This window comes from Streptomyces sp. NPDC043726 (assembly GCF_056436565.1).
Window position 1 is genome coordinate 1 of the sequence record NZ_JBWKCI010000028.1, and the last position, 20,882, is coordinate 20,882.

At 73.8% G+C, this 20,882-nt stretch carries 2 protein-coding genes and 1 pseudogene; all 3 read right to left on the reverse strand.

All coding sequences use genetic code 11. The annotated features are described in order from the left end of the window. The coding region (locus AC068Z_RS42065; RefSeq protein WP_478569035.1) for a type I polyketide synthase at positions 1-2,428 on the reverse strand (2,428 nt) is incomplete at its 3' end. Next, the gene (locus AC068Z_RS42070) at positions 2,425-15,255 is read right to left on the reverse strand and encodes an SDR family NAD(P)-dependent oxidoreductase (protein WP_478569029.1); all 12,831 of its coding nucleotides are present in this window, start codon (positions 15,253-15,255) and stop codon (positions 2,425-2,427) included. The genes AC068Z_RS42065 and AC068Z_RS42070, both read right to left, overlap by 4 nt. Positions 15,256-15,306: 51 nt before the next feature. After that, positions 15,307-20,844 (reverse strand): annotated as a pseudogene (locus AC068Z_RS42075) (type I polyketide synthase); the annotation flags it as partial. Positions 20,845-20,882: the final 38 nt, after the last annotated feature.

Below are 20,882 nucleotides of genomic sequence, written 5' to 3' on the forward strand. Positions count from 1 at the left end.
CCCGCACGTGCCGCACCCAATAGGCGGCGGTCTGAAGCTCCTCGCCCGCGACACGACCCGACACATTCGACACCACGGGTATGCGGGGCGGCTGGAACGAGATACCGGAAGCGATCTCCTCGAACTCGGCGAGCATCGGCTCCATCAGCGAGGAGTGGAAGGCGTGCGAGACCTTCAGCCGCCGCGTCTTGACCCCGGCCTCCGTAAAGTGCTCCCGTACAGCATCGATCTCGGCCTCCGGCCCGGAGAGCACCACCGAGGTCGGCCCGTTCACCGCCGCCAGATCGACCCGCTCCCCGACAGAAGCCAGAACATCCTCGACCGCGGCCTGCACCGCGAGCATCGCCCCACCCTCGGGCAGCGCCTGCATGAGCCGACCCCGAGCGGCCACCAGCCGGCAGGCGTCCTCCAGAGAGAACACCCCCGCCACACACGCCGCTGTCAGCTCACCGATCGAATGCCCCATGACGAAGTCCGGCCGCACACCCCAGGACTCCGCCAACCGGAAGAGCGCCACCTCCATCGCAAACAGACCGGCCTGCGTGAACACCGTCTGGTCCAACAACTCGCCATCATCCGCGAGCACTTCCCCAAGCGACTGGGGCAGCAGTCCCTCAAAGGCTTGGCACACCTCGCCCAACGCCTTCGCGAACATCGGGAACTCGGCCGCCAGCTCCGCACCCATCCGAGCCCGCTGCGCACCCTGACCCGTGAACAACACCGCGAGCCGACCCTCGGCGACCGCGCCAGGGGACTCCACCGAGCCCAGCCCCGCCGTCAGCTCGGCACTGTCCCGACCCCATACCACCGCCCGATGCCCCAGCCCGGCCCGACCGGTCGCCAACGACCAGCCCACATCCACCGGGTCAAGCGAACCCACCGCGCCCGCCAACCGCTCCGCCTGCGCCCCCAGCGCCTCAGCGGACCCGGCCGACAACACCCACGGCACCAAGCCCCCCACCGACGGAGAAGACTCCACCGCCGGTTCCTCTTCGGCCTGTTCCAAGATGACGTGGGCATTCGTCCCGCTGATCCCGAAGCCCGATACCGCCGCCCGCCTCGGCCGCTCCCCCGGTTCCCAGGGCACGTCCTCCCGCAGCACCTCGACCGAGCCGGCGGACCAGTCGACGTGCGGGGTGGGTTCGTCGACATGCAGGGTGCGGGGCAGGACGCCCGCCCGCATCGCCATGACCATCTTGATGACACCCGCGACGCCCGCCGCGTACTGCGTGTGGCCGATGTTCGACTTCACCGAGCCCAGCCACAGCGGCGGCGCGCCCTCCGCGCGCCCCTGGCCGTACGTCTCCAGCAGCGCGTGGGCCTCGATCGGGTCGCCCAGAGCCGTGCCGGTGCCGTGTGCCTCGACGGCGTCGACGTCGACCGGGGTCAGCCCGGCGTTGGCGAGGGCGGCGCGGATGACGCGCTGCTGGGCGGGTCCGTTCGGCGCCGTAAGACCGTTGGACGCACCGTCCTGGTTGACCGCCGTACCCCGTACGACCGCCAGCACCTGGTGTCCGTGCCGGCGGGCGTCCGACAGCCGTTCCAGCAGCACCACGCCCGCGCCCTCGGCCCACCCCGTGCCGTCGGCCGTCGCGGCGAACGACTTGCAGCGGCCGTCGGCGGCGAGACCGCGCTGGCGGCTGAACTCGACGAAGGGGAACGGGTTGGTCAGCACCGCGGAGCCGCCCGCGAGGGCCATCTCGCACTCGCCGTTGCGCAGGGCCTGGACGGCCATGTGGAGGGCGACCAGGGACGACGAGCAGGCGGTGTCGACCGTGACGGCGGGGCCCTCGAAGCCGAAGGTGTAGGCGAGGCGGCCGGACATGACGCTGGAGGTGCTGCCGGTCAGGGCGTAGCCCTCGGCGCCCTCGGGCAGACGTGCGCCGTCGGTGACGTAGCCGGAGTGGCCGCCGCCGACGAAGGTGCCGACAGGCCTGCCGCGCAGCTGTGCCGGGTCGATTCCGGCGCGCTCCAAGAGTTCCCAGGAGGTCTCCAGGAGAAGGCGTTGCTGCGGGTCCATGGCCAGGGCCTCGCGGGGGGAGATCCCGAAGAGGTCGGCGTCGAAGTCGGCGGCGTCGTAGAGGAATCCGCCTTCGCGGACGTAGGAGGTGCCCGGGCGGTCCGGGTCGGGGTCGTAGAGCGCTTCGAGGTCCCAGCCGCGGTCGGTGGGGAAGGCGGACACGGCGTCCGTGCCGGTCTCCACGAGCCGCCACAGGTCCTCGGGCGAGCGGACGCCGCCGGGGTAGCGGCAGGCCATGGCGACGATCGCGATGGGTTCGCGGGCGGCGGCGAGGAGTTGCCGGTTCTGTTTGCGCAGCCGTTCGGTCTCGGTCAGGGAAGCGCGCAGGGCGGCGACGACCTTGTCTTTCTGGTCGTTTCCCGTCGGGTGGGTCATGGCGCCTCCGTCTTCTCGGGTCTGTCGTCTCAGGAGTCGGAGTCGGCATCCCCGAGGGCCATCCGGACGAGGTCGTCGACCTCCATGTCCGCGATGGCTTCGGTGGTTCCGTCGTCGTCACTGGGGGCGGTCGGTTCGTCCTCCACGGCACGGGCGAGGCGCAGCAGCGTCTCGGCGAGGCCCGCCTCCCGCAGGCGGTGAAGGGGGATGGCGGCCAGGGCGCGGCCGAGTTCGGCGTCCCCGGTCCGGTCGTCCGGGACGGCGGGGTCAGGTGCGATCTTGTCGAGGATGTGCCTGCTGAGGGCGAGCGGGGTGGGCTGGTCGAAGACCACGGTGGTGGCGAGGCGGACGCCGGTGGCGGCGCCGAGCCGGTTGCGCAGTTCGACCGCGGTGAGTGAGTCGAAGCCGAGATCCTTGAAGGGCCGCCCCGCCGCGACGGCCTGGGGGCCGGTGTGACCGAGGACCGCGCTCGCGTGGGTGCGGACGAGGTCGAGCAGCCGGTGTTCGCGCTCGGGTGCGCTGAGCCCGGCGAGGGCGGCGGTGAGCGCGGCGGCGCCGTCGGCACCGGCCCGGGCGTCGGCGGCCCGGCCCCGGCCGCCCGCCTTGACCAGCGCGCGGAAGAGCGGCCGGATGTCGGCGGTGCCGCGGGCGCGGGCGCGCATGAGGGGCAGGTCGAGCCGGACCGGTACGGCGAGGGCCACGTCCAGCCGTCGGGCGGCGTCGAAGAGGGCCAGGCCCTTGTCGCTGTCCATGGGCTTGACCAGGCCGTTCTGCCGGGCTCGGTCGGCTGCCGCCCGGTCGAGGTGGCCGGTCATGGCGCTGGCCTGTTCCCACAGTCCCCAGACGAGGGAGAGCGCGGGCAGGCCCTGGGCGCGCCGCTGGTGGGCGAGGGCGTCCAAGAAGCTGTTGGCGGCGGCGTAGTTGGCCTGTCCCGCGCCGCCGCCGAGCCCGGCTGCGGAGGAGTAGAGGGCGAACAGGGCGAGGTCGTGGTCCCGGGTGAGCTCGTGCAGGTGGCTCGCTCCCTCGGCCTTGGGGCGCCACACGTGGGCCAACGTCTCCTTGCCATGGGCGCCGAACACGCCGTCCGCCAGGACACCCGCGGCGTGGACGACCCCGGTGAGGCTGCGGCCGTGGAGCACGCCCGCGAGCCGTTCACGGTCAGCCGCGTCGCAGGCGACGATCTCGGTGGCGGCGCCCAGTTCGGTCAGCTCGGCGAGGAGTGCGTCGGCGCCGGGGGCGTCCGGTCCCTGTCGGCTGGTGAGCAGCAGGTTCCGTACGCCGTGCCGGGTGACCAGATGGCGGGCGAGGAGCGCGCCCAGGGTGCCGGTGCCGCCGGTGATCAGCACGGTGCCCTCGGGGTCGAGGGCGCGGGGCATGGTGAGCACCACCTTGCCGACGTGCTTCGCCTGGCTGATGAACCGGAACGCCTCCGGGGCCCGGCGGACGTCCCAGGCGGTCACGGGCAGCGGCCGGAGCGTCCTGGCCGCGAAGAGCCGCAGGATCTCGCTGAGCATCTCGCCGATACGGTCGGCTCCGGCGTCGGCCAGGTCGTACGGCGCGTAGGAGACACCGGGGTGGTCCCGGGCGACTCCGGCGGGGTCACGGCGGTCGGTCTTGCCCAGCTCCAGGAAGCGGCCGCCGGACTTCAACAGGTCGAGGGAGGCGTCGACGTACTCGTGGGCGAGCGAGTTCAGGACCACGCTCACACCTGCGTCGGCGAATGCCTCCCGGAAGTCCAGGTCCCGCGAGGAGGCGATGTGTTCGTCGCTCAGGCCCAGGCCCCGCAGCACTCCCCACTTCCCGGGACTGGCCGTGGCCAGCACGGTCGCCCCGAGGTGCCGGGCGAGCTGGATCGCCGCCATGCCGACGCCTCCGGCGCCCGCATGGACGAGGACGGTGTCGTCCGGCTTGATCGCGGCGAGGTCGACCAGGCCGTAGTAGGCGGTCAGGAACACCACCGGGACGGACGCGGCCTGCTCGAAGCTCCAGCCCTCGGGTACGGGGGCCAGGACCCGTTCGTCCGTGACGGCGAGCGGGCCGAGGGCGCCGCCCATGAGGCCGAGGACGCGGTCGCCGGGGGCGAACCGGGTGACGCCCGGACCGACTTCGGTGACGACTCCGGCGCCCTCGCTGCCCATGACGGTCTGGCCGGGAACCATGCCGAGGCCGATCAGCACATCCCGGAAGTTGACCCCGGCGGCGCGGACGGAGACCCGGACCTCTCCTTCGGCGAGCGGCGCGTCCGCCTCCGAGTACGGCAGCAGGGTGAGCCCGTCCAGGGTGCCGGAGGCCGCGGTGTCCAGCCGCCAGGCGGAGTCCGTGGGCGGCACCAGCGAGCCCCCTCGCCCGGGTCGCACCAGGCGCATGGCCAGCAGGGCCCCTTCGCGTACGGCGACCTGGTTCTCGCCGGCCTCCAAGGCGCCGGCGATCGCGGTGGCGACCAGGTCGACTTCCTCTGACGCCCGGTGCAGGTCGAGGGGCGAATGCCCGGTCTCCGGGGCCAGGTCGAACTGCGATTGCCGGGTCTCCGGTTCCGGGTCGAGCGGCGAATCCCCGACCCCCGGGTCCAGGTCGAGCAGCAGGAACCGGCCCGGGTTCTCCGACTGCGCCGAGCGGATCAGGCCCCAGGAGGGCGCCGTCGTCAGGTCGGTGAGGTCGCTGTCACGGCCGGTGGAGACGGCACCGCGGGTCACCACCACCAGCCGGGACTCCGCCAGCCGCTCGTCGACCAGCCACTCCTGGGCCAGGGCGAGGACGGCCTCGGTGACCTGACGTGCCGCGTCGGCGGAAGAGCCGGTCGGGGCGGCGGGCGGCGCCCACAGAACCGCCTCGGGGGCGGGCGCGCCCGCGTCGATCGCCGCCAGCAGGTCGGCGAGGGCGGGGTGGACGGTCGCGCCGGGCGGCACCGGTGCCGTATCGCCGAGAACCGCCCAGCGCTTCACCCGTACGGCCTCCGGGACGGGCACCGGGATCCATTCCACGACGAACAGCGAGTCGGTGTCCGGCCCGTCGGCGGCGGCGAGTTGCTCGGCGCTGACGGTCCGCAGCACCAGCGAGTCCACGGCGGCGACGGGGGCACCGGTCGTATCGGCGACCTGAACACACAGGGCGTCGTCACCGGCCGAGGAGATCCGCACCCGCAACCTCTCCGCGCCGCCCGCGAACAAGGTGACCCCGGTCCAGGCGAACGGCAGCCGCAGAGTGCCCTGTTCGCCACCGAAGGATCCGAAGCCGATGGCGTGCAGGGCGGCGTCGAGGAGCGCCGGATGGAGCCCGAACCGGGCCGCATCACCCTTCTGCCCCTCGGGCAGCGCGACTTCGGCGAAGACCTCCTCACCACGCCGCCAGACAGCACGCAGCCCCTGGAACACGGGCCCGTAGCCGTACCCAGCGGCGGCGGCCGTCGTATAAAACGCCGACACGTCCAACTCCTCGGCGCCGGGCGGCGGCCAGGCGGTGAGGTCCGCCGCAGACGGCACCTCGTCGGCACTCAGCAACCCCTCCGCGTGCCTCAGCCACGGGTGGTCGTGCTCGACTCCCTCCGGGCGCGAGCAGACGGCCAGTTCACGCAACCCGCGCTCGTCCGGCGCGCCGACGACGACCTGGACGAGCACCCCGGAGTCCGCCGGGATGGCGAGGGGTGCCTGGAGGGTGAGTTCGGCGAGGTGGCCGCAGCCGACCTCGTCTCCGGCACGGACGGCGAGTTCGACGAACCCCGTCCCGGGGAACAGCACCGTGCCGGCCACGCTGTGGTCCGCGAGCCAGGGGTGGGTGCGGAGGGAGAGCCTGCCGGTCAGCAGGACCCCGCCGTCGAGGGCGAGGCTCGCGGCGGCGCCGAGCAGCGGGTGGTCGGCCGCGGCGAGACCGGCGCCGCTGACCTCGGCGTTGGCAGTGCCCGACTCCAGCCAATAGCGGCGGTGTTGGAAGGCATACGTCGGCAGGTCGACCCGATTCACGACACGCCCCGCGTACACAGCGGACCAGTCGATGTCCGTGCCGTGGACCCAGAGTTCGGCGGCGCTCGCGATGAAGCGGGCGTTCTCGTCCTCGTCCCTTCGCAGGGTGCCCACGACGGTGACCGGCTTCTCGCACGCCTCTGCAATGGCCTGGACGCCCATGGTCAGCACCGGGTGCGCACTGACCTCGACCAGGCGGGAGTGGCCTTGCTCAAAGGCCGCTTGGACGGCCTCGGTGAAGCGGACGGGCCGACGCAGGCCTTCGTACCAGTACGAGGCGTCCATCGTCGCCGTGTCCAACACCCCGCCGGTCACCGTGGAGATCATCGGGACACGGGACGTCCGCGGCGCCACCGGGGCCAGGGCGTCGAGCAGCTTGGCCTTGATGTCCTCGATGTGCGCGGAGTGCGAGGCGTAGTCCACGGGGACCCGACGCGCCCGCACACCGCTGGCTTCGGCCAGTGCCGCGATCTCGTCCAGCGGCTCGGGATCCCCGGCGACGACCGTGGCCTCCGGGCCGTTGTAGACCGCCACCGCGACGCGTTCGCCGTACGGCTCAACCCACGCCGACACCTGCTCCGGACCGGTCGCCAGCGACAGCATCCCACCGCGACCGGCGAGTTCATCCCGTATCGCAGCAGACCGCAGCGCGACGACCCGAGCCGCGTCCTCCAGGCTCAGCGCGCCCACGACCGCAGCAGCCGCTATCTCCCCCTGCGAATGACCGATCACCGCAGCCGGTTCGACCCCCAGCGACTCCCACACCGCCGCCAGCGAGACCATGACCGCCCACAGCACCGGCTGGACCACGTCCACCCGCTGCATCCAGGCGTCGTCATCCTCACGCAGCACCTCGGTCAACGACCAGTCCACAAACGGACCGAGAGCCGCCTCGCACTCCGCCACACGCGCCGCGAACACCGGCGAGGACTCCAGCAACCCCCGCCCCATCCCCAACCACTGCGCGCCTTGCCCCGGGAACACGAACACCGGCGCACCGGAGCCCGTCACAGCACCCGACACCACATGCCCCGCCACGGCACCCGCGGCCAGAGCCTCCAGCCCCGCCGTCAGCTCCGCGCTCTCCCGACCCCACACCACGGCCCGGTGCTCCCACGGCGAGCGGCCCGAGGCCAGCGCCCAGCCGGCGGAGGCGGGGTCGGTCTCCGTCAGGGCCGCCGCAAGGGAGGCCGCGCGGGAGGTGAGTCCGGCGGCGCTGCGGGCCGAGAGCGGCCACGGCAGCACGGGTGAGGCGGACAGGCCTTCGGGGCCGGAGACCACGACCGGCGCCGGCTCGGGATCCACGGCCGCCTGTTCCAGGACGACGTGCGCGTTGGTGCCGGAGATGCCGAAGGACGAGACCCCGGCGCGGCGCGGGTGGCCGTTCACGGCCCAGTCCCGCTCCTCGGCCAGCAGCCGTACGCCGCCCGCCGACCAGTCCACGTGCGAGGTGGGTTCCTCGACGTGCAAAGTACGCGGCAGCACGCCTTCGCGCATCGCCATCACCATCTTGATGACGCCCGCGACACCGGCGGCGGCCTGCGCGTGCCCGATGTTGGACTTGATCGACCCCAGCCACAACGGCTTTTCCCCGTCCCGCTCTTGCCCATAGGTGGCCAGGAGCGCCTGGGCCTCGATCGGGTCACCGAGTGCCGTCCCCGTACCGTGCGCCTCCACCACGTCCACCTCGGCGGCCGCCACTCCGGCGTTCGCGAGCGCCTGCCGTATGACACGTTGCTGGGACGGGCCGTTGGGGGCGGTCAGGCCGTTCGAGGCACCGTCCTGGTTGACGGCCGATCCCCGGACGACGGCGAGGACCCGGTGGCCCTTGGCGCGGGCGTCCGAGAGGCGTTCCACGAGGAGCATGCCGACGCCCTCCGCCGGGCCGAAGCCGTCGGCGTCGGCGGAGAAGGCACGGCAGCGGCCGTCCACCGACAGCCCGCGCTGGCGGCTCATCTCGACGAACCCGGCCGGGGAGCAGACAACGGTCACCCCGCCGGCGAGGGCCAGGTCGCACTCGCCGTTGCGCAGCGACTGGACGGCCATGTGCAGCGCGACCAGGGACGAGGAGCAGGCGGTGTCGATGGTGACCGCCGGGCCCTCCAGGCCCAGTTGGTAGGCGATACGGCCGGAGGTGACGCTGAGCATGTTGCCGGTGCCGAGGAAGCCCTCGACGTCGTCGGGGACCGTGGTGAGCCGGGAGAGGTACTCGGAGTTGAGGGCTCCGACGAAGACTCCGGTCTGGCTGCGGCGCAGCGCGGCCGGGTCGATACCGGCCCGCTCGACGGCCTCCCAGGAGACCTCCAGCGCGAGCCGCTGCTGCGGGTCCATGGCCAGGGCCTCGCGCGGGGAGATGCCGAAGAACTCTGCGTCGAAGCCCGCGATGTCGGTCATGAGTCCGGCGCCGCGCACGTAGGTCTTGCCGCGGGCGTCGGGGTCGGCGTCGTAGAGGGCGTCCATGTCCCAGCCCCGGTCGTCGGGGAAGGCGCCGACGGCGTCAGCACCGGACCGGACCAGCCGCCACAGGTCCTCGGGCGAGCCGACCCCGCCGGGGAAGCGGCAGGCCATGCCGACGATGGCGATGGGCTCGTCCGCCGACCCGCCGTGGGCGACGGCGGTGGCCGTCTCGTCCCGTACGCCGGACAGTTCACCGGCGACGAGCCGGGCCACGGCCGCCGGGGTGGGGTGGTCGAAGGTGAGGGCCGCCGGGAGGCGGAGGCCGGTCGCCGCGTTGACGCGGTTGCGCAGTTCGACGGCGGTGAGCGAGTCGAAACCGAGCTCCTTGAAGGGTCGTTCGGCGTCCACCGCGTCGGGCTCGGCGTGGCCGAGCACGGTGGCGACATGGGAGCGGACGAGGTCGAGCAGGAAGCGTTCGCGCTCGGCGGGCGGAAGCCCGGCGATCCGTGCCGCGAGCCCACCGGCGCGGTCCGCGCCGCCCGCCGCCTCGACGGTCCGGCGCCGGGTGCCGCCGACGAGGCCGCGGAGCAGCGGCGGTACGGGCTTCCCGGCGACGGCGGCGCGCAGGGCGGCGGTGTCGAGTTCGGCGGCCACGAAGAGGGCGCCGTCGCGGGCAGTGGCGGCGTCGAACAGGGCGATGCCGGTCTCGTCGGTGAGGGGGACGAAGCCGTTGCGCGCGACCCGGTCGATGTCACCCTCGGCGAGGTGCCCGGTCATGGCGCTGGCCTGCGCCCACAGGCCCCAGGCCAGCGAGGTGGCGGGCAGTCCCTGGGCGCGGCGGTGCTGGGCGAGCGCGTCGAGGAAGGTGTTGGCGGCGGCGTAGTTGGCCTGGCCGGGGGCGCCGAAGACGCCGGAGGCGGAGGAGTACAGCACGAACATGCCGAGGTCGCGGTCCCGGGTCAGGTCATGGAGGTTGAGGGCGGCGTCGGCCTTCGGCCGCCAGACGGCGGCGAGTTGCTCCGGGGTGAGGGAGGTGACCAGGCCGTCGGCGAGGACACCGGCGGCATGGATGACACCGGTCAGCCGCCGTCCCTCCAGCAGGGCGGCGAGCTGCTCCCGGTCGGCCGCGTCACAGGCGGCGACCTCGACGGTCGCCCCCAACTCACGCAGCTCCGACACGAGTTCGGCGGCACCCGGCGCCTTTGGCCCCTTCCGGCTGGTGAGCAGCAGCCGCCGTACGCCGTACCCGGTGACCAGGTGACGGGCGAGGAGCGAGCCCAGTGTGCCGGTGCCGCCGGTGATCAGCACCGTGCCCTCGGGATCGAGGGCGGGCGGGGCTGTGAGGACCACCTTGCCGGTGTGCTTCGCCTGGCTCATGTACCGGAAGGCCTCGGGGCCGCGCCGGACGTCCCAGGTCGTGATCGGCATGTGCCGCAGCACACCCCGCTCGAACAGGGCCAGCACCTCGGCCAGCATCTCGCCGCACCTCTCGGCTCCGGCCTCCTTCAGGTCGTACGCCCGGTAGGAGACACCGGGATGGTCCTGCGCGACCCGGGCGGGGTCGCGGCGGTCGGTCTTGCCCATCTCCAGGAACCGTCCGCCGGGTGCCAGCAGGTCGAGCGAGGCGTCGACGAGTTCCCGGGCGAGCGAGTTGAGGACGACGTCGACCCCCGCGTCGGCGAAGGCCTCCCGGAAGCGCGGATCCCGTGAGGAGGCGATCCGGTCGTCCGACAGACCGAGGCCCCGCAGCACATGCCACTTCCCGGGGCTGGCGGTGGCCAGCACGGTCGCGCCGAGGTGCCGCGCGAGCTGGATCGCGGCGATGCCCACTCCGCCGGCGCCCGCGTGGACGAGGACGGTGTCGCCGGGCCGGACGGCGGCCAGATCGACCAGCCCGTAGTACGCGGTCAGGTAGGCCACCGGCACCGAGGCGGCCTGTTCGTACGACCAGCCCTCGGGCACCGGCGCCAGCATCCGGGCGTCGGCCACGGCCAGCGGGCCGAAGCCGCCGTCGACGATGCCGACGACGCGGTCGCCGGGGGCGAAGCGGGTGACGTCCGCGCCGGCCTCCAGCACGACGCCCGCGCACTCGCTGCCCATGACGGTCTGGCCGGGCACCATGCCCAGGCCGATCAGCACGTCCCGGAAGTTCACGCCCGTGGCGCGGACCCCGATCCGGACCTCATCCGGCGCCAACTCGGAGAGCGCCTGCGGGGCGGGCAGCAGCCGCAGGCCCTCCAGGGTGCCGGAGGCGGCCGTGTCCAGCCGCCAGGCCCGCTCCCCGGCCGGGGGCACCAGCGCACCGCCGGTGTCGGCCCGGGCCAGCCGGGGTGCCAGCACTCCCCCGGCACGCACCGCGACCTGTGACTCGTCTGCGGCCAGCGCGGCGGCGACGGCGTCGGTGACCTCGTCGACGGCCTGCTCGCCGGGGTCGAGGTCGACCAGCAGGAACCGGCCGGGCGCCTCGGTCTGGGCGGTACGGACGAGCCCCCACAGGGCGGCCGACGGCAGATCCGTGATGTCCTCGTCCGTCCGGGTCGCCACCGCACCCCGGGTGACGACGGCGAGCCGGGAGTCGGCGAGCGCGTCGTCGGCCAGCCACTCCTGGACGAGCCCGAGCAGCGCGGCCGTCGTGGCCTCCGGCCCCTCCCCTGACGACGGCGCACACAGGACCGTGCCGGGGGCGGGAACCCCGGCCTCCAGCACCGCCCGCAGTCCGCCGAGGTCCGGGTAGGAGTCCACGGCCACCCCGGCCACCTGCGCGGCGGCGGCCAGGCCGAGCGTGTCGTCGCCCACGACGGCCCAGGGGGCGGAGGTGTCGGGCACCGCCGCCGGGACGGAGCTCCAACGCAGGGTGAAGAGGCCGTCGTTGCCCGGGACCGCCGCCGTCATCCGCTCGGGGCGGACCGACCGCAGCTCAAGAGACCCCACTCGGGCCACGGCTCGGCCCGCGGTGTCAGCGACCTCGATCGTCACGGCGTCCGCGCCCGCCGGGGCCAGCCGCACCCGGGCCGCTGTGGCGCCGGTGGCCGTCAGCGTCACCTCGGACCAGGCGAACGGCAGCCGCACCGCACCCTCGTCCCGGCCGCCGTCCGCGCCGAGCCCGATCGCGTGGAGCGCCGAGTCGAGCAGCGCCGGGTGGATGCCGAAGCGGGCGGCGTCCGCGTGCTGTTCCTGCGGCAGTTCGAGGTCGGCGTAGACGGCGTCACCGAGCCGCCAGGCCGCGCGGAGGCCACGGAAGGCGGGGCCGTAGCCGTAACCGGCGGCCTCGGCGTCGCCGTAGAAGCCGGAGAGGTCGACCGGCTCGGCGCCCTGCGGGGGCCAGACGGTGAACTCACCGACCGGCGCCGGTGCCGCCTCGGGCGAGACGGCGCCTACGGCGTGCGCGGTCCAGGGTGCGTCGATCTCATCGGCCCGGGAGTGGACGGTCAGTGCTCGGCGGCCGGATTCGTCGGGGGCCGCGAGGACGACCTGGACCTGTACGGCGCCCCGCTCGGGCAGGACCAGCGGTGCCTGGAGGGTGAGTTCGTCGAGGTGGCCGCAGCCGGCCTCGTCCCCCGCACGGATGGCGAGTTCGACGAATCCGGTGCCCGGGAAGAGAACCGTCCCCGCTACGGCGTGGTCCGCCAGCCAGGGGTGGGCACGGAGGGAGAGCCGTCCGGTGAGGACAAGGCCTCCGTCGGCGGCGAGGCTGACGGTGGCCCCCAGCAGCGGGTGGTCGGCGGAACCGAGCCCCAACTCGGCGGGATCACCCGTGGCGTGGGAAGCCTCCAGCCAGTAGCGCTCGCGCTGGAAGGCGTACGTCGGCAGGTCGACCCGCCGCACGGCACGGCCCGCGAATACGGCGGACCAGTCGATGTCGGTCCCGCTGACCCAGAGTTCGGCGGCGCTCGCGATGAAGCGGGCGTTCTCGTCCTCGTCGCGGCGAAGAGTTCCGACGACGGTGACGGGCTGGTCGGCGGCCTCCGCGATCGCCCGGAGTCCCATGGTCAGGACGGGGTGCGCGCTGACCTCGACGAACCGGAAGTCGCCCTGATCGACGGCCTCCTGGACCGCGTCCGTGAAACGGACGGGCTGACGCAGCCCCTCGTACCAGTACGACGCGTCCATCGCCGCCGTGTCCAACACCCCGCCGGTGACGGTGGAGATCAGCGGGATCCGGGACGTTCGCGGCACCACAGGGGCCAGGACGTCCAGCAGCTTCGCCTTGATGTCCTCGATGTGCGCGGAGTGCGAGGCGTAATCCACGGGGACCGGCCGGGCCCGCACACCAGCGCTCTCCGCCACCTCGGCAATCGCGTCCAGCGCCTCCGGATCACCGGCAACAACCGTGGCCTCCGGCCCGTTGTAGACCGCCACCGCGACGCGATCGCCGTACGGCTCAACCCAGGCCGACGCCTGCTCCGGACCGGTCGCCAGGGACAACATCCCACCACGACCGGCGAGTTCGTCGCGGATGGCCGCCGACCTCAGGGCCACGACCCTAGCCGCGTCCTCCAGGCTGAGCGCGCCCACGACCGCCGCAGCCGCGATCTCTCCCTGCGAATGCCCGATCACCGCGGCCGGTTCGACCCCGAGCGACTCCCACACCGCCGCCAGCGAGACCATGACCGCCCACAGCACCGGCTGGACCACATCCACTCGGCCCATCCAGGCGTCGTCCTCGCCGCGCAGCACCTCCGTCAACGACCAGTCGACAAAGGGCTCAAGAGCGGTCTCGCACTCCCCGATCCGCGCCGCGAACACCGGCGAGGACTCCAGCAACCCCTGCCCCATCCCCAACCATTGCGCCCCTTGCCCCGGGAACACGAAGACCGGCGCACCGGAAGCCACAGCCGTCCCCGAGACCACATTCCCCGCCACGCCACCGGACGCCAGAGCCTCAAGCCCCGCCCTCAGCTCAGCGGACTCCCGGCCCCACACGACCGCACGGCTCTCCAGTGCCGTACGCGAGGACCACAGGCTCCACCCCACGTCCGCCGCGTCACCGGACACCCCCACCAGCCGCTGCGCCTGGGCGGCCAAGGTCTCAGGAGTGCGCCCCGACACGAGCCACGGCACCACAGGGGACCCCGACAGTCCACCGGAACCGGACACCATCACCGGCCCGGCCTCGACGGCCGCCTCCTCCAGAACCACATGGGCGTTCGTCCCGGAGATGCCGAAGGAGGAGACGGCCGCCCGGCGGAAGCCGTCCTCACCGCTCCCCTCCCAACTCCGCGACTCGGTGAGGACGGAGACGCCACCGTCCGACCAATCGACGTGCGGGGTCGGCTCATCCACGTGCAGGCTGCGCGGCAGCACACCCGCCCGCAGGGCCATCACCGTCTTGATGACACCCGCGACACCGGCCGCGGCCTGGGTGTGCCCGATGTTCGACTTCACCGAGCCCAGCCACAACGGCCGGTCAGCGTCCCGCCCTTCGCCGTATGTCGCCAGCAGAGCCTGGGCCTCGATCGGGTCGCCCAGCGTCGTGCCCGTGCCGTGCGCCTCCACCGCGTCCACGTCGGCGGGCGTGAGGCGGGCGTTCTCCAGGGCCGCGCGGATCACTCGCTGCTGGGAGGGGCCGTTCGGCGCCGTGAGGCCGTTGGAGGCGCCGTCCTGATTGACCGCCGAGCCGCGCACGACGGCGAGGACCCGGTGACCCTTGGCGCGGGCGTCGGACATCCGCTCCACCACCAGGACGCCGATGCCCTCGGACCAGCCGGTGCCGTCCGCGGCCGCCGCGAACGGCTTGCAGCGGCCGTCCGCCGCGAGTCCGCGCTGGCGGCTGAACTCGACGAAGACGCCGGGGCTCGGCATGACGGTGACACCGCCGGCCAGGGCGAGGTCGCACTCGCCGTTCCGCAGGGACTGCGCCGCCAGGTGGAGCGCCACCAGCGAGGACGAGCAGGCCGTGTCGACCGTGACCGCCGGGCCCTCCAGGCCCAGGGTGTAGGCGAGCCGGCCGGTGAGGACGCTGGTGGCGTTGCCGGTCAGGGAGAAGCCGCTGACCTGCTCGGGGACATGAAGCATGTCGGTGAGGTAGCCGAAGCCGGAGGCGCCGACGAAGACACCCGTACGGCTGCCGCGCAGCGCGCCGGGGGCGACACCGGCGTGTTCGAAGGCCTCCCAGCCGGTCTCCAGGAGCAGTCGCTGCTGAGGGTCCATGGCCAGCGCCTCGCGCGGCGAGATGCCGAAGAATCCGGCGTCGAACAGGTCGGCGTCGTGCAGGAAGCCGCCCTCGACGACGTAGCTCTTGCCGTGGGTGTCCGGGTCGGGGTCGTACAGGTCCTCTGCCCAGCCGCGGTTGACGGGGAAGGGCGTGATGCCGTCGCCGCCCTCCGCGACCAGCCGCCACAGCTCGTCGGCCGAGGCCACCCCGCCCGGGTAGCGGCAGGCCATGCCGACGATCGCGATGGGCTCCCTGCTCTTGGCCTCGGTCCGCTGCAGGCGCTGTCGGGTCTCCTGGAGGTCGGCGGTGACCAACTTGAGGTACTCACGGAGCTTGGCTTCGTTGCCGGACATCTGCCTTCGTCTCCAGGAGGGGTGTGGGTCGGGCGGGGAGCTGTGCGGTGGTCAGCCGAGGCCGAGTTCCTTGTTGATCAGGGCGAACATCTCGTCGTCGGTGGCCTCGTCGATCCCGGTCGCGGCCGTCGGCTCCTCGGCCGGCGCGGTGCCGTCCTCCTCCAGCCGCCAGACCATCGACTGGAGTCGTTTGAGCAGCGCGGTGCGGCCCTCGGCGGTCGGGGGTGCGGCGGCGAGGGCCGCCTCCAGCCGCTCCAACTCGGCCAGAACGGTGGCCCGTTCGGTGTCGTCGGGGGCGAGTCGGCTCTCCAGGTGGGCGGCGAGCGCGCGGGGGCTGGGGTAGTCGAAGACGAGGCTGGTGGGCAGCCGCAGTCCGGTCACGCCGCCCAGCCGGTTGCGGAGCTCGACCGCGGTGAGCGAGTCGAAGCCGAGGTCGGAGAAGTCGCGGTCGGCGTCGAGGGCGGCGGTGCTGCCGTGGGCCAGCACCTCGGTCACATGGCGGCGCACCAGATCCTGGAGGAAGGCCAGCCGCTCCTTCGTGTCCTTGCCGGCCAGCTGCCGGGCCAGGCTGGGGCCGTCCGTGTCGGCCTGCTGGGCGGAGGCGCGCCGCGCCGGGGTGGGGACGATGCCGCCGAGCACTGGGGGCACCAGTCCCGCGCGGGCGTTGCGGCGCAGGGTGGCCATGGCGAGTTCGGCCGCGACGAGCAGGGCGTCGTCGCTCGCGCCCGCACGGTCGAGCAGGTCGAGGGCGACCGGGGAGGAGAGCGGGGCGAGCCCGGAGCGGGTGATGCGGTCCAGGTCGGCCCGGTGGAGTCGGCCGGTCATGCCGCTGGTCTCCCCCCACAGTCCCCAGGCGATGGAGGTGGCGGGCAGGCCATGGGCCCGGCGGTGGTGGGCGAGGGCGTCCAGGAAGGCGTTGGCGGCCGCGTAGTTGGCCTGGCCCGGACCGCCCAGGACGCTCGCGGTGGAGGAGAACAGGACGAAGGCCGAGAGGTCCAGGTCGCGGGTGAGGGAGTGCAGGGCGAGGGCCGCGTCCACCTTGGGGCGCAGCACGGCCTCGACCTGCTGGGGGGTGAGGGCGGACAGGACGGCGTCGTCGACCACCCCGGCGGCGTGCACCACCGCGGTCAGCGGATGGTCCTCGGAGATCTTGTCGAACAGGGCGGCCAGTTCGCCGGCGTCGGCGACGTCGCAGGCGATCACCTCGGCGTCGGCGCCGAGCCGGGCCAGGTCGGCCACGAGTGCCTCCGCGCCCGGGGAGTCGGTGCCCGAGCGGCTGGTGAGCAGGAGCCGGCGCACGCCGTGTTCCCCGGCCAGGTGGCGGGCGACGAGGGTGCCGAGGGTGCCCAGGCCGCCGGTGATGAGCACGGTGCCGTCGGCGCGCCAGACAGTTCCCTGGGCCGTCGGGGTCCAGCGGGCCAGCCGGGGCACCAGGACCTGGTCCCCGCGCAGGGCGAACTGCGGCTCCCCCGCGGCGAGGGCGGCGCGTACGGCGTCGGCCAGTGACTCGGGTTCGCCGACCGTGTCCACCAGGAGGAAGCGGTCGGGGTGTTCGTTCTGCGCGGTGCGCAGGAGCCCCCACAGCGGGGCGTGGGCGAGATCGGTGACGTCCTCGCCGGTGCGGGTGGCCACGGCGCCGGAGGTGACGACGACGAGGCGGGTGTCGGCGAGCCGGGGCTCGGCGAGCCAGTCCCGCAGCGCCGCGAGGGTGGCCTGCACGGCGTCGTGCGCGGGCTCGGCGTCCTGCGGGGTCCGGCCGCCGGGGGCGGCGCAGGGGAGCAGGACCACGGGGGGCGCGGGGACGCCCGCGTCGAGTACGGCGGTGAGGGCGGCCAGGTCGGCGTAGGCCGAGACGGTCGTACCGGCGTACTGGAGGCCGGCGCCGAGCCCCAGCGGGTCGGGGCCGAGGGTCGCCCAGGCCTCGTCGTGCGCGGTCTCGGGTACGGCGGCTTCGAGGGGCCGCCAGTCGAGGCGGAAGAGCCGGTCGCCGTGGACGGGGGCGGCCGGGAGCTGTTCGGCGCTCAGCGGGCGCAGGGTGAGGGAGGCGGCGGTGAGCACTGGGCTCCCGGCCGGGTCGGCGACGGTGACCGCCGGGACCGTTCCGTCGGGGCCGCCGGGTGTGAGGGCGACCCGGACCTGCCCAGCTCCGGAGGCGTACAGGGTGACGTCCCGCCAGGCGAAAGGGACGCGGATGGTGTGGGCCTCGGGGTCGGCTGCGTCGCTCCTGCCGGCTTCGTCGCCTTCGCCGGCCTCGGTGAGGACGCCGAGTGGGTGCAGGGCCGCGTCGAGGAGGGCCGGGTGGAGGCCGTAGGAGGTGGCGTCCGTGCGGGCGGGTTCGGGGAGCGTGATTTCGGCGAAGACCTCCACGCCGCGCCGCCAGGCGGCGGTCATGGCCCGGAAGGCGGGGCCGTAGCCGTAACCCACGGCCTCGGCCTCGGCGTAGAAACCGGAGACGTCGACCGGCTCCGCGCCCTCCGGCGGCCAGGCGGTCAGGTCGGCGGGGGCGGTGGCCGATGTCTCGGCCAGGACGCCTTCGGCGTGCGCGGTCCAGTCCGGGCCCGCGTCCTCCGGTCGGGAGTAGACGGCCAGGGAGCGCTGTCCGTCCTCCTCCGGGGGACCGACCACGACCTGGACCTGTACGCCGCCCTGTTCGGGCAGGACCAGCGGCGCCTGGAGCGTCAGCTCCCGCACGCTCGCGCACCCGACCTCGTCGGCGGCGCGGATCGCCAGCTCGACGAAGCCGGTGCCCGGGAAGAGGACCGTCCCGGCGACGGCGTGGTCCGCGAGCCAAGGGTGGGAGCGCAGGGAGAGCCGTCCGGTCAGGACGACCCCGCCGTCGGCGGCGAGACCCACCGCCGCGCCCAGCAACGGATGCCCGGCCTCGCCGAGCCCCAGCCCGGCGGGGTCACTGGAGCCGCCCGTGACGTGGAGCCAGTAGCGCTCGCGCTGGAAGGCGTACGTCGGCAGGTCGACCGGGTGCGGGTCGCGCCCGGAGAACAGTGCGGCCCAGTCGACGTCGACGCCGCTCGCCCACAGGCGGGACACCGCCCCGGTGAACGTCTCGACCTCACCGTGCCCCCGGCGGGTGGCGGCGACGAACAGGCCGTCCACGCAGCCGGCGCCCATCGACGTCAGCGTGGCGTCCGGGCCCAGTTCCAGGAACCTGCTCACTCCCGCGTCGGCGAGCCACTCCATGCCGTCCGCGAACCGCACCGCCTCCCGGACGTGCCGCACCCAGTACTCGGGGGTGCGTATCTCCTCGTCGGCCACCCGTCCGGACACGTTGGACACGACCGGGACGCGCGGTGCGTCGTACGAGATCTCGGCGGCGACCCGTGCGAACTCGGCCAGCATCGGTTCCATCAGCGAGGAGTGGAAGGCGTGGGCGACCTTGAGCCGCCGTGTCTTGACCCCCGCCAGCTCGAAGCGTTCGCGCACGATCTCGACGTTCGCCTCGGAGCCCGACACGACCACGGAGGCGGGCCCGTTGACCGCCGCCACGTCCACCGCGTCGCCGAGGGAGGCGAGGACGCTCCGGACCTCGGCCACCTCGGCCCGCACCGCGAGCATCGCCCCGCCCGAGGGCAGCGCGTCCATCAGGCCGCCCCGGGCCGCCACCAGACGGCAGGCGTCCTCCAGCGAGAACACCCCGGCCACGTGAGCGGCGGTCAGCTCCCCCACCGAATGCCCCATCACGAAGTCCGGGCGGACGCCCCAGGACTCCGCGAGCCGGTAGAGGGCGACCTCGACCGCGAACAGACCTGCCTGGGTGTACACCGTGCGGTCCAGCGAGCCGTCGGACTCGTCCGACAGCGCCTCCGTCAGCGACCCTGGCAGCAGACCCTCGAATCCGGCGCACACCTCGTCCAGCGCACGCGCGAACACCGGGAACTCGACCGCGAGTTCCGCGCCCATCCGCGCCCGCTGCGCCCCCTGGCCGGTGAACAGCACCGCGAGCCGGCCGTCGGCGACCGCGCCCGGGGACTCCACCGAGCCCAGCCGCGCCGTCAGCTCGGCAGTGTCCCGCCCCCACACGACCGCCCGATGCGCCAGTGCGGCCCGCCCGGTCGCCAGGGACCAGCCCACGTCCACCGGACGAAGCCCGTCCACCGCGTCCGCGAGCCGCCCGGCCTGCGCCGTCAGCGCCTCCGCGGAGCCGGCCGACAGCACCCAGGGCACGATGCCGCTCGCCTCGGCGGAAGACCTGCCGTCAGGTTCGGTAGACCCGCTGTCCGGAGCGGTCTCCGCCGCCCCTTCCAGCACCACATGCACGTTCGTGCCGCTGATGCCGAACGCGGAAACAGCGCACCGCCGCGGGCGGCCGGTCTCCGGCCAGGGGGTCGGCTCGGTCAGCAGCCGTACGGCACCGGCCGTCCAGTCCACGTGCGGGGTGGGTTCGGCCACGTGCAGGGTGCGCGGCAGCACGCCCTCCCGCATGGCCATCAGCATCTTGATGACGCCCGCCATGCCGGCGGCGGCCTGCGCGTGCCCGATGTTCGACTTGATCGACCCCAGCCACAACGGCCGCTCCGGGTCCCGCCCCTGCCCGTAGGTGGCCAGCAGCGCCCGCGCCTCGATGGGGTCGCCCAGCGGGGTCCCGGTGCCGTGTGCCTCCACCGCGTCCACGTCGGCGGGGTTGAGGCGGCAGTTGAGGAGGGCCTGCCGGATGACGCGCTGCTGGGCCGGACCACTCGGCGCGGTCAGGCCGTTGGAGGCGCCGTCCTGGTTGAGGGCGGAGCCCTTGAGCAGGCCGAGGACGCGGTGGCCGTTGCGGCGGGCGTCGGAGAGCCGTTCGAGGACGAGGACGCCGGCGCCCTCGGCCAGGCCCATGCCGTTGGCGTCGGCGGCGAAGGCCTTGCAGCGGCCGTCGGCGGCGAGGCCGCGCTGCCGGCTCCAGCCGGTGAACTCGTCGGAGGTGGACATGATGGCGACGCCCGCGGCGACCGCGAGTCCGCACTCCTCGTGGCGCAGCGACTGCGCGGCGAGGTGAAGGGCGGTCAGTGAGGAGGAGCAGGCGGTGTCGAGGGTGACGGCGGGGCCTTCGAGGCCGAAGGTGTAGGCGATCCGGCCGGAGACGATGCTGCTCGCGCTGCCGGTGACGAGGTGGCCCTCGAAGCCCTCGGGGACCTCGTGGATGCCGGAGCGGTAGTCGAGCGGGTTGCAGCCGACGAAGACGCCGGTGGCGGTGGCGCGCAGGGAGCTGACGGGGACCCCGGCCCGCTCGAAGGCCTCCCACACCACCTCCAGCAGGATCCGCTGCTGCGGGTCCATGGCCATCGCCTCACGCGGGGAGATGCCGAACAGTGCCGCGTCGAACCGGTCGGCGTCGTACAGGAATCCGCCCTCGCGGACGTAGCTCCTGCCGTGCCGGTCCGGGTCGGGGTCGTAGAGGTTGTCCAGGTCCCAGTCGCGGTTGTCGGGGAGCCCGCCGATGGCGTCGGCCCCTTCGCCGACGAGCCGCCACAGCGCTTCGGGTGAGTCGACGCCGCCCGGGTAGCGGCAGGCCATGCCGACGACGGCGATCGGCTCGCGGTCCTTCTCCTCGGCGGCGGCGAGGCGGCTCTGGGCCTGGCGCAGGTCGTTGGTGACCCGCTTGAGGTATTCGAGGAGCTTCGCTTCGTTCTGCG